We start from the raw sequence: 3,068 nt of genomic DNA on the forward strand, positions 1-3,068 counted from the left end.
ACCGCCCGCCGCCGGCGGCGCGCTGCGGATGTCGGCCGCCACCGCGCTGCGCGAGGCCGTGCTGCGCGGCAACCGCTGGGGCGCCGCCCCCAGCGCCCTGCCGGGGCTGCCCGCACCGGCCACCCCGCCCGCCGGCTCCGCACCCGCCTCGGCCTCCGCGTCCACATCGCCGGCGGCGTCCACGTCCGCGTCGAGCTCGGCCTCCCATTAGATTCTCGACCCCGCCCCGACACCCGCGGCCGACGGTCCGTCACCCGCGCTCCCGCCCGACCCCCGTGGCCGGCAGGGCGCCTGACGGAGCGTCGACCGGCTGCGACACCGGCCCGCTCACCATCCCCAGCCGCCCCACACGGCTCTGACCAGCGCGTCTGCGCGATCGGCCGCACGGCGTGGCCGACAATGGGGACGGGAGCGCCCCGGGGAGGGACCGAGCGAAGGGCCGGTATGTCGCCAGCAGCAGGACAGTTCACCGTGCCGGACCGGTTGCGCAGGGGCCTGCTCGGCGTGCCGGGGCCGGGCCACGCCGACGGCGTGGACGACGTGGACCGCGCGGCCTGGCTGGACGAGCTGCCCGCCCGCTTCACCGACCGCCTGGAGCGGTGGGGGCTCACCCTGGAGCGGGTCTGCGAGCCCGGCGGACGGCACAGCCTGGTCGGCTACGTCCGTCGCGCGGACTCCTCCCCCGCCGTCCTCAAGGCCGCGCTGCTCACCCCGCAGACCGCCCGCGAGCACGCCGCGCTGGCCCACTGGGCCGGCCGCGGCGCCGTCCTGCTGCTGGACGCCGACCCCGAGGCCGGCTTCCTGCTGCTGGAGCGCCTGTACGGGGACATCCCGCTGCGCTCGCTGGCCGAGGGCAAGGCCATGCTGGAGGCCGCCGGCCTGCTGCAGCGGCTGTGGATCGCGCCGGCCCAAGACCACCCGTTCCGCTCGGTGGCCGAGGAGGTGGACCGGCTGCGCGCCGGGCTCGGCGGGCTGCGCGCGCTGGCCGAGCGGGTGGAGGCGACCGCCCTGGTGGACGAGGCGCTGGCCCGGGCCGCCGCCCTGCTCGCCTCCTCCCAGGAGCACTTCCTGCTGCACGGCGACTTCCACCACGGCAACGTGCTGGCCGCCGACCGCGCCCCCTGGCTGGCCATCGACCCGCGGCCGCTGGTCGGCGAGCGGGCCTACGACCTGGCCTGGCTCGCCCAGGACCGCAAGGAGACACTGGCCGGCTCGCCCGGACCGCAGGGCGCCGCCCGCCGCCGGCTGCGCCAGCTGGCCGACGCGGTGGAGGTGGACCTGGAGCGGCTGCGCGGCTGGACGCTGGTGCGCTGCGTGGCCGCCGGCCTGGCGAGCCTGGCCGCCGGCGACCGGGAGAGCGGCGAGCTCTCGCTGGAGTTCGCGGGCTGGCTCTGACACCCGTCCCCGGCCCCGGGCGCGGAGCCGCTACGCCGAGCGGTCGAGCAGCGGCAGCCGGGCGCCCATCACCGCATAGGGCCGGTCGGTGTTCGGGAACCGCACCGCGCGGGCCAGGTCCCGGTAGCCCAGCGAGCGGTACAGGCGACGGGCCGGGGTCTCCGCGTCGATCGCGGAGAGGATGCTGCGGCTGCGCCCGGACTGCTCGCACAGGGCGCGGATCAGCGCGCTGCCGAGCCCGCGCCCCTGGTAGTCGGGCAGCACGTGCAACTCGGTGACCGCGAAGACCTCGTCCAGCCACTCCCCGTGCCCGCGGGCCTCCAGGTAGGGCTGGATCACGGTGCTCCACCAGTGCTCGCGCCGGTTGGGCATGCCGTATCCGAAGCCCACCAGCCGCCCCGCGTTCAGCGCGCCGAGCGCGAGCACGCCGGGCTGCTCCGCGTGCCGTCCCACGATGTGCAGGCGGACCGCGATCTCCTCCGGCGAGAGCCCGAAGGCGGCCGACTGCACCTCCAGCGCGTACGGCGCCCAGGCCGCCAGGTCGATCGGCTGGATGGTCACCTCGGTCAGCTGCTCCATGCCCGGGACGTTACTCCTGTCCCCGGGCCTGACGGGGCCTCACCCGGGCAACCGGGGCCTCACCCGTTCAGAAGAGCACCGACATGAAGGCGCCGACCTCGCGGAACCCGACCCGCTGGTAGGCCGCCCGGGCCGGGAGGTTGTAGTCGTTGACGTACAGGCTCGCCACCGGGGCCACCTCGCGCAGCGCGATGTCCAGCACCGCGGCCATGCCGCTCTCGGAGAGCCGCCGCCCGCGGTGGGCCGGTGCCACCCAGACCCCCTGGATCTGGCAGGCGCCCTGCGTCACGGCGCCGATCTCGGCCTTGAAGACGACCTCGCCCTGCTCCGAGATCCGGGCGAACGAGCGTCCGCCGGTGATCAGTTCGGCCACCCGGGCCTGGTAGAGCAGGCCGCCGTCACCGGCCAGCGGGGAGACCCCCACCTCCTCGGTGAACATCGCCACGCAGGCCGGCATCAGCAGGTCGATCTCGTCGCGGCGCACCCGGCGCACCAGCGGGTCCGGGGCGACCTCGGCGGAGGGCTCGGCGGTGGCGAGCAGCGGCTGGTAGCCGCGCACCTCGCGGGCCGGACCCCAACTGCGCTCCAGCAGCGCCCACAGGGCGGCGGTGGACTCGGCCGGCCCCACGATCGACGAGCAGCGCCGGCCCTGCCGGCGGGCCCGCTCGGCGAACGCCCGTACGGCCTGCGGCCCGGCGTTGATCGGCACCAGGTTCGCCCCGGCGTAGCAGAGCGACTCCAGCCGGCCGTCCTGGTCGAACCAGCCCCACATCTCGCCGCCCAGGCGCCACGGGTCGAGGCCGACCGCCTCGACCCGGGTGGCGACGAAGGCGTTGGCCACCGGATCGCGGCGCAGCACCTCCAGGGTGTCGGCGAGGTCCGCCCCCTCCAGCACCCGGGTGGCGGCCGCGGCCCGCGCGGCCTGCAACGAGCTGGGGAGCATCACACTTCGATCGAGCACAGCACCTCATTCACACCGCGTCGCCCCGGGGACCGTCAGTCGGCGGCGACCACGGTCGGGGTGCCGGACTCCACGCCCTCGGCCTGCATCTGCTCGGCCAGCTTCATGGCCTCCTCGATCAGGGTCTCGACGA

General features: G+C 76.2%; 3 protein-coding genes and 1 pseudogene. 2 read left to right on the plus strand and 2 right to left on the minus strand.

Annotation, left to right across the window (positions count from 1 at the left end; all coding sequences use genetic code 11):
• Positions 1-211: pseudogene (locus tag ABD323_RS40245) on the plus strand (hypothetical protein); the annotation flags it as partial.
• Between the two features lie 233 nt (positions 212-444).
• Complete coding sequence (locus ABD323_RS40250) at positions 445-1,395, plus strand: aminoglycoside phosphotransferase family protein (protein WP_344447077.1); 951 nt, start codon at positions 445-447, stop codon at positions 1,393-1,395.
• Positions 1,396-1,425: 30 nt separating this feature from the next.
• Here ABD323_RS40250 and ABD323_RS40255 read toward each other — a convergent pair whose 3' ends face one another.
• Together ABD323_RS40255 and ABD323_RS40260 are read right to left on the minus strand one after the other, a co-directional pair.
• Entirely contained in the window at positions 1,426-1,974 is a 549-nt protein-coding gene (locus ABD323_RS40255) for a GNAT family N-acetyltransferase (protein WP_344447078.1), read from the minus strand.
• Between the two features lie 67 nt (positions 1,975-2,041).
• Entirely contained in the window at positions 2,042-2,917 is an 876-nt protein-coding gene (locus tag ABD323_RS40260) for a GNAT family N-acetyltransferase (protein ID WP_344447079.1), read from the minus strand.
• Between the last annotated feature and the right edge of the window lie 151 nt (positions 2,918-3,068).

Source organism: Kitasatospora nipponensis (assembly GCF_039528135.1).
In the GTDB taxonomy this organism is placed as follows: Bacteria; Actinomycetota; Actinomycetes; order Streptomycetales; family Streptomycetaceae; genus Kitasatospora; species Kitasatospora nipponensis.

What these genes read in the sequence shown, in the direction of transcription:
- ABD323_RS40250 (WP_344447077.1), top strand. Translation starts at nt 445, where the DNA reads ATGTCGCCAGCAGCAGGACAGTTCACCGTGCCGGACCGGTTGCGCAGG.
- ABD323_RS40255 (WP_344447078.1), bottom strand. Translation starts at nt 1,974, where the DNA reads ATGGAGCAGCTGACCGAGGTGACCATCCAGCCGATCGACCTGGCGGCC.
- ABD323_RS40260 (WP_344447079.1), bottom strand. Translation starts at nt 2,917, where the DNA reads ATGCTCCCCAGCTCGTTGCAGGCCGCGCGGGCCGCGGCCGCCACCCGG.